Raw genomic sequence first — 6974 nt, 5'->3', positions numbered from 1 at the left:
ACGGTTGTATCGGTAGCAATTGGTAGTATCTGACCATCACGCGGTTTAGTATCTGGCATAACTGTTGAATAAATTCTAAAGCTTAATTTGTTTGATTAAATTTTACGTATTTATCTGCCGCAATTGGAATTGACAAAAGCGATCGCCTCAAACAACGCTTTTACAATAAAGCTCTTTTGATTGATAGGTTTTTCTGTCTTTTCATAATAATATTTATTGTTTAAAAAACCAAAATTCCCACATGGAACTGTCTAATTTAGATACAGAAACAAAAATTAAAAGATTTTCTAAGACTGTTCGTAAGTATTGTGATTGGGCAGAAACTTCTAGCAGTAATCCAGAGCAGGACATGATAACGGCTCGAAAGCTTTTAGCTGAACTTCATTTAGGTATAATTGACTTCCTTGAAATTGATTTATCTGATATTAATTATGACAAAGAAGTAGAAAATATTCGCTCATCTTATAAATCAAGTAGTATTTATAAGCGGTTTCAAATATTACCTATTAATAATTATTGGGATGTATTTGAACCACTAAATATAGAAGATAATCAACCTATAGTCAACAGTTTTATAGATGATTTAAATGATATTTATCAAGACCTCAAACGAGGTCTTATACTTTACGAGCAGAGTTATTTTAGGGAAGCAGTATGGGAATGGCGTTTTCATTTTGAAATTCATTGGGGCGCTCATTTAGTGGGAGCGCAAAGGGCAATTCATAATTATTTTTCGTAGCAAGAACTTAGATAAATTAATTTATAAGTTTCCTAAATCTAGTGAGGTTATAGACAGGAAAAATTAACCGCAGATGAACGCAGTTAACTTTGTGTATCAGAAGATTAGGAAAGGCGATAGTAAAGAAAGAAAAAGCATAATTACAATCACTCCAGCAACCAGCTAAATAAATCTTCTACTGTTAAGCTTAAATCTTTAGCAAATTCTGGAACTGGTAACTTGGTTTCCGGTTCTTCATAAACGTTAGTTGGTTGATTTGGCAAGTAAACAAACACAGCTTTTTCTTTTGGATCAATCAGCCATCCCATCTGAGTTCCATGCTTGAGACAATGGAGAATATTCTTGATAACTTTAGTTTGACTTTGATCAGGAGATAAAATTTCAATTGTCCAATCTGGGGCAATTAAGAAGACATTAGCAACCCCACCATTCTCTTGTCGAGGTATTCTGTCCCACGTAAATACAGAAATGTCAGGAACAATTGAGCGATTTCCAAATGTACAGCGAAGTTCACAGAAAGCCCGCGCAATTTTTTGGGGTTTTACAATTAAATTAATTGCAGGTGCTAATTCTGTCTGAATTGCGCTGTGTTCTCCTTGTGGCATCGGTTTTTGAATAATGCGTCCATTAATATATTCACTAGCAGGTTCTGTCTCTGGTAAAGCGAGAAATTCTGTAAGACTCAGAGTTTTAGCAGGGATTCGTACCATTTAATGCTTCCTTACAAAAGCTACGTTGTACTACTGCTATTTGTTATTCTACAGATTAAGAAATCTGTTGGCGATTTTTGGCTGGAGTCATAACTACTATTAGACCTTTTTTTCAGTCACTAAAGTTAGGCTTACCCATTCACCTTTATTGCTGTAGCTGCGAACCATGCGCTGGCGTAGATTAGGCTTAATTAACCAACCAACTTCTAAAAATAAGGGTTGACGTAATTTTACTTGCAATGGCGATGTTGCAGAAGCACCGTTTGGTAATAGTAAAACTTGCACCTGCTTTTGTGGGTCTTGGTCAAAGTGAATGAGAGAACCTTTGATAGTTGCTGTTGAGGTGATGGTTCTTTCGCCAAAAGTCAAACTCTGGACTAATCGTCCAGTGTCATCTAAATGTAATTTTAAAGTTGAAGAGAAAGTATCAGGCGATCGCCAGTCAGGATATATTGTAATCGCCTCACCATGCCATTCTCCCAACAAATCATTTACCGTTAAGGGAGGATTTTCTACTGGTTCGGTTCCGGCTAAATGTTCTCGTATTAAAGTTAGTTTATCAAGTTGACCGTTTTTATCAAACAATTGAACTAAACGTACGCGGCGGTTTTCATAAATTAAACCAAGTTCTGCACCAAATTCGGTAAATGGTGCTAACTGAATCGAACCTTGAGAAAATGCTCCATTTTCAAAGAACAGTATACTCTTAGCTAAAGAACTGTATTCTAAAACTAAATCTTCTTGTCCTTCACGGCGGACAATTTGACGCATAGTTTTATTTTCGTTTAATCCTTCAAAGGAAACAACACTTTTAATATCTTCTAAGAGTTGACCTTGGGTTGAAAATCGGGTGAATGAACCTTGCCATGCACCAAGATTTTTTAATAAAGATTCCCATTGAGATGCCATGTTATTTGTCCTTGGTCATTTATCGCAGGAGGCAGAAGGCAGGAGGTAAAAGTTTTACTATGCCTAGTATTAGTGCTTTTTAAATGTCCTCACCTATACTTCGACTGCTATATCATGTGTTATTTGATAAATATAATAGATAACTCTTGAGCATTGACCATTGACAATTGACTATGCTTTAGCAAATCGGTGTACTGCAAATAAACTTCCTATTAATCCTACCGTTGCGCCGAAACTTAAGAGAATCAGGGGTAATAATAAGATTTGTGTGGGTGCAAGTTGCAAACCATTGGCAAGGAATTGGATAAATTCTGGTTGATTAGCTAGTAATTTGCCTAAAAACTGTTCAATTACGGAAATGAAACTCCAAGCGATCGCACCACCAACTAAACCAAAAGAAATTCCTTGTAAAATAAACGGTAGATAAATCCACGCGGAAGTTGCGCCGACTAGTTGCATAATTTCAATTTCTCGCTTTCGCGCCAGCACAATTAGGCGAATGGTTGTGGTAGTAACAGCGATCGCAGTTAAAGTCAAAATACTGGTAATTGTCACAGTAAACCAGTTTAAACCTCGATGCAACTGAGCGATGCGTTTTACAGCTTCATCGACATACTCAACGGTCTCAACTCCCTGTAATTTAGCCAGACTTGTGGCTAAAACTGGTACAGCTTGAGAATTCCGCGCTTTTACCTTCATCTCATCAACTAAAGGGTTTTCCCCTAGCTGCTGAGTCGCACCGTCAATATCCGCAATTCTCAAATCCTTGACTAATTTTGCCCAAGCTTCTTCTTTAGTAACCGTTTGCATCGCCACAACTTCCGGCATTTTCACGACCAAATGTTCGATGCTCTTAGCTTCTATTCCCGGTTCTAAATATACTGAAACCTCTAACTGGCTGCCAAATTGATTCAGGAGTTTTTCAACTTGCCAAGAAGTTTGCAGACTTAAGCCAAACAAAAATAATAATACCGCCACAGTGCTAACGGCTGCCCAATTCATCCAGCCGCCACGCAACAACCCTAAGAAAGTTTCTTTAAGTAAATAGTCAAGCTTCGTGAGAAATTTGAACACAGATGACCCCTACATCACAAAAGTAAATCGTAATCACTCTTTATACTCGATGTAATGAAGTTTACCCATGTCATTCTCACTCAAACCACAAAGGACGCAAAGGAAGAATATGCAATTCTCCGCGTAACTCCGCGTTAACCTCAGCGCTCCTCTGCGTTAAAACACATTAATAATGCGTAGCCGACTTACGATGATGCACAGCCGTCACACCATCTTGATTTAAAACCTTACCGTTTTCTACAGTGGCATAAACTAACCAGTGGTCTCCCAATTCCATCCGGTTTTGGACTTTACACTCCAAATATGCTAAAGCATCTGCCAATATAGGAGAGCCATTTGTACTTTCTTCGGTAGCGACATCAGCAAATCTGTCTTGTCCAGGGCCGAAGGGTTTGAGGAAATGTTTCATCAAGCCTATGTGATTGCCTTCTTTGAGAATATTCAGGACAAATTCGTTACCTGAGTGGGTCAGTGGTTCTACTGCCCGTTCTTTAGCAACGGCAATAGTTAAACCAGGCGGATTAAAGCTGGCTTGGGCTACCCATGAGGCTAACATAGCACTGGCTCTATCTTCTTGTTTGGCTGTCAGCACACACAAGGAACCAACGATGCGTCCAACTGCTTGTTCGACATTGGTCGCGGGGACACTTTGCGATCGCACTTTTTTGGCTTTCTTCAATGCTTGAGCAAAGTCGGTTCCGGCTTCTTCACATAATTGCAGAGTTGCATCATCGGGTTTAAATTTCACACGGATGGCATCAAACCCAAAGCGATAACCAGCATCTTTGAGTCGGTTTTCAATTAAATCAACCGCCTCACCACTCCAACCAAAGGAACCAAACACACCCGCCAGTTTATTGTTTGTTCCTGCTGATAAAACAATCCCTAAAGCTGTTTGCACTGGTGTCGGTGCATGACCACCTAACGTGGGCGAACCCATAACAAAACCATCAGATTTTTCCACCGCCGCGCGGATTTCTTCTGGTTCAGTAAATTCGCAGTTAATTGATTCTACCGCCACACCAGCTTTTGTAATGCCACGAGCGATCGCTTGGGCTAAGGTTGCAGTATTCCCATATGCCGAAGCATAAATTAAGGCTACTGTCAAGTCAGCCGAGGTTTGCTGTTGACTCCATTGACGATAAGCTTTGGTTAGTTCAATTAAGCCGTAACGTACTAAAGGCCCGTGTCCAGTAGCATACAAACGTGCTGGAAAATCAGCGAGTTTTTCTAGTGCTGTTTCCACCTGCCGTGCATGGGGAGCCATCAGGCAGTCATAATAATAACGGCGGTCTTCGTTAATAATTTCCCAGCCTTCATCTAATACTTGGTCGCCGCAGATATGCGCCCCAAATAGTTTATCTGTATAGAGAATTTCAGTTTGGGGGTCGTAGGTGCAGAGTTCGTCAGCGTAGCGGGGGTTTGGTGTAGGGATGAATTGCAGGTTATGTCCCTTACCCAAATCGAGGGTTTCGTCTCCCCGCATCACGATAATTGGTAAGTCGGGATTTTCTAAAGCACCACGTAAATTTATCGCTCCTGGGTTAGAACAAACAAAGGTAATTTGCGGTGCAATTTCTAATAAAGCTTTTAAAGTGGCGGCGCGGTTAGGGTTGATGTGACCGAGAATTACATAATCAATTGCTTGGACATCAATACGCTTTTGCAACGCATCCAGGTAAATTTGCGTGAAAGTTTCCCCAGGCGGGTCAATCAAAGCAATTTTGTCAGCTTGAATTAAATAAGAGTTGGCTGTAGTCCCTTTAGCTAGGGCATATTCTATTTCAAATCTTAACCTTGCCCAACTGCGCGATCGCATTACAGTTGTATCGGTAGCAATTGGTAGTATCTGCACATCACGCGGTTTAGTATCTGGCATAACTGTTGAATAAATTCTAAAGCTTAATTTGTTTGATTAAATTTTACGCATTTATCTGCCGCAATTGGAATTGACAAAAGCGATCGCCTCAAACAACGCTTTTACAATAAAGCCATACTCTATGCCACACTCATTAAAACTGCGGGAGTTAAATATTGTTCTGGATACAATATGAGTATTTTAGGTAGCAAATATGCAAAATCTCACCAGAATTACCCGTAATCCAGAGGTGATGGGCGGTAAACCTTGCATTCGGGGAATGCGCGTTACTGTTGGTACTATAGTCGGTTTAATGGCATCTGGACACAGTAATAGTGATATCCTCAAAGCGTATCCCTATCTGGAAGAAGCTGATATTTATGAGGCACTTGCTTATGTTGCATCACCATTGTGAATGTATTGCCTAACATTGTGAATGTATCGCCTAACATTGCCAATGTATTGCGTAACATTGTGAATGTACCGACTAACATCGAGATTGTATCGCCTGACATTGCCAATGTATCGACTACATAATCAACAACTACGCCGCAACCATTCTAAAATTTCATTAACTGATTGCTTGGGTGTAAAAACTTTGAGGGTGTTGTAGTCGGGTATGGGGTCGCTAATCAAACAAATTGCACCTTCAAACTTGCTGATGGCGTTGAGAAACGCATGGCTGTATGTCGCCTCACCTGTAAGATTAGTTGCACCTGGGTGAAACAATAAAACCACTTGCTTGTCAGTTTCTAGCAATTCCCAATAGGTTTGCAGTTCCGCCATTGTTTTCGGTGTACCATCTGGACATTTAGGACAGCCAGCTTTGACAAGTGCTGTGTAAATTTTGCTGGCTGGGTTATCTGGTGCGATGAATTTACTCGTGTCGATACAAATTAAGTGAATGTTTTGGCTAAGTTGAGTGTCGTTGTTAATTGCAGTTTGCAAGTTTTGGAGTAAGTCAAGATGGTTAATCAGGATTGTTTCAGCGTTTCCTTGATGCCAAGCTTGGTAGAAATCGGGGTAAGGCATATTCTGAGAACATTTCCAGATGACATTGTAGTTTGCATCAAATTGCAAATAATCTTTTAAACCTGCGATAACTAAAGACCGATGCCGATTGTCTTGTATAACTTTCTCTAAACTTTCTGCTGTCTCCCCACGGGCGTAGCCAGACACATCTTTTGATTGCAGCAGTTGCACCAAAGCGGAGATCACTTGTTGATTTCCTGGGTCGATTTTCTCTAAACTTTCTGCTGCCAGCCTACGGGTAGAGTTATCCACATCAGGTGAATGCAGCAATTGCACCAAAGCGGCGATCGCATTTTGATTGCCTATGCCGATTTTCCCTAAGCTTTCTGCTGCTTGCTTACGGGTGTCCTCAACCACATCAGATGAATGCAGCAGTTGCACCAACGCCGCGATCGCATCTGGATTGCCTGGGTCGATTTTCCCTAAGCTTGATGCTGCATTCCTACGGGTTTTGTTATCCACATCTTTTGATAGCAGCAGTTGCAGCAAAGCGGCGATCGCTTGTTGATTTCCTGTGCCGATTTCCCCTAAGCTTTCTGCTACCCGCCTACGGGTTTTGTTATCCACATCTTTTGATAGCAGCAGTTGCACCAAAGCCGTGATCGCTTGTTGATTACCTGTGCCGATTTCCCCTAAGCTTGATGCTGCCTGC

7 protein-coding genes are annotated in these 6974 nt (G+C 40.7%); 2 read left to right on the top strand and 5 right to left on the bottom strand.

All coding sequences use genetic code 11. The annotated features are described in order from the left end of the window. The first annotated feature begins 241 nt into the window (after nt 1-241). Nucleotides 242-739, top strand: a complete 498-nt coding sequence (locus tag NCWK1_RS23950; protein WP_103126431.1) for a DUF5063 domain-containing protein — start codon at nt 242-244, stop codon at nt 737-739. A 146-nt stretch (nt 740-885) separates the two neighbouring features. Here NCWK1_RS23950 and NCWK1_RS23945 read toward each other — a convergent pair whose 3' ends face one another. The 4 genes from NCWK1_RS23945 to NCWK1_RS23930 form a co-directional block, all read right to left on the bottom strand. Further along, a complete protein-coding gene (locus NCWK1_RS23945) occupies nt 886-1449 on the bottom strand; it encodes a Uma2 family endonuclease (protein ID WP_103126430.1) in 564 nt (187 codons plus the stop codon). A gap of 99 nt (nt 1450-1548) precedes the next feature. Continuing rightward, entirely contained in the window at nt 1549-2358 is an 810-nt protein-coding gene (locus tag NCWK1_RS23940; protein WP_103126429.1) for a DUF3598 family protein, read from the bottom strand. A gap of 171 nt (nt 2359-2529) precedes the next feature. Then, entirely contained in the window at nt 2530-3432 is a 903-nt protein-coding gene (locus tag NCWK1_RS23935) for a cell division protein FtsX (protein ID WP_103126428.1), read from the bottom strand. A gap of 166 nt (nt 3433-3598) precedes the next feature. Beyond that, nucleotides 3599-5311, bottom strand: a complete 1713-nt coding sequence (locus NCWK1_RS23930) for a diflavin flavoprotein (protein WP_103126427.1) — start codon at nt 5309-5311, stop codon at nt 3599-3601. Between the two features lie 193 nt (nt 5312-5504). Between NCWK1_RS23930 and NCWK1_RS23925 the strand changes: the two genes are divergently transcribed. Then, complete coding sequence (locus NCWK1_RS23925; RefSeq protein ID WP_096578981.1) at nt 5505-5705, top strand: DUF433 domain-containing protein; 201 nt, start codon at nt 5505-5507, stop codon at nt 5703-5705. A gap of 122 nt (nt 5706-5827) precedes the next feature. Here the strand turns inward: NCWK1_RS23925 and NCWK1_RS23920 are convergent. Then, nucleotides 5828-6974: HEAT repeat domain-containing protein (locus NCWK1_RS23920; protein WP_146034035.1), on the bottom strand; the 1147-nt coding region annotated here is incomplete at its 5' end.

Origin of the sequence: Nostoc cycadae WK-1 (assembly GCF_002897135.1) — a bacterium.
Classification (GTDB): Bacteria; Cyanobacteriota; Cyanobacteriia; order Cyanobacteriales; family Nostocaceae; genus Nostoc_B.
This window is presented reverse-complemented; position numbering and strand designations above follow the sequence as displayed.

What these genes read in the sequence shown, in the direction of transcription:
- NCWK1_RS23950 (WP_103126431.1), top strand. Translation starts at nt 242, where the DNA reads ATGGAACTGTCTAATTTAGATACAGAAACAAAAATTAAAAGATTTTCT.
- NCWK1_RS23945 (WP_103126430.1), bottom strand. Translation starts at nt 1,449, where the DNA reads ATGGTACGAATCCCTGCTAAAACTCTGAGTCTTACAGAATTTCTCGCT.
- NCWK1_RS23940 (WP_103126429.1), bottom strand. Translation starts at nt 2,358, where the DNA reads ATGGCATCTCAATGGGAATCTTTATTAAAAAATCTTGGTGCATGGCAA.
- NCWK1_RS23930 (WP_103126427.1), bottom strand. Translation starts at nt 5,311, where the DNA reads ATGCCAGATACTAAACCGCGTGATGTGCAGATACTACCAATTGCTACC.
- NCWK1_RS23925 (WP_096578981.1), top strand. Translation starts at nt 5,505, where the DNA reads ATGCAAAATCTCACCAGAATTACCCGTAATCCAGAGGTGATGGGCGGT.